The organism is Bradyrhizobium sp. NBAIM03 (assembly GCF_020194055.1).
GTDB classification, from domain to species: domain Bacteria; phylum Pseudomonadota; class Alphaproteobacteria; order Rhizobiales; family Xanthobacteraceae; genus Bradyrhizobium; species Bradyrhizobium yuanmingense.
This window is the reverse complement of sequence record NZ_JADYVS010000137.1, coordinates 1-461: the sequence shown is the minus strand read 5'-3', so window position 1 is coordinate 461 and position 461 is coordinate 1. Positions and strand designations below refer to the sequence as shown.

The following is a 461-nucleotide window of genomic DNA, read 5'->3' as shown; positions in this document are numbered from 1 at the left end:
GTTCCTGTTTAGATGCCCCTGGCACACATAAGGCTGATTATGCAATCTGCCGTTCTACAGATTTTAACTCATGGGAATATGTGCCAGATCATCGCGGTGAAATCGTCTATAACACCGAAACGGGAGATGCCAAAGAAATCACAGCTCCGGGTGATTACCCTGAAAATACAACCACTATCGCACCGTTAACGCCATACGATAAATGGGATGGTGAGAAATGGGTGACAGATACTGAGGCACAACACGGTGCCGCAGTAGAAGTGGCAGAAGCACAACGCCAGTCACTGATTGATGCAGCAATGGCTTCCATTAGTCTGATTCAGCTGAAATTGCAGGCCGGGCGGAAGCTGATGCAGGCAGAAACCACCCGACTTAACATTGTGCTGGATTACATTGACGCGGTGACGGCAACAGATACCAGCACCGCGCCGGATGTCATCTGGCCTGAACTGCCGGAGGCG

Annotated in this window: 1 protein-coding gene; it reads left to right on the top strand. The window is 50.8% G+C overall.

Going from position 1 to position 461, the window contains the following annotated elements:
• Positions 1 to 461 (top strand): tail fiber assembly protein (locus I6F21_RS37760; RefSeq protein WP_225184390.1); only part of this gene is annotated, 461 nt, incomplete at both ends.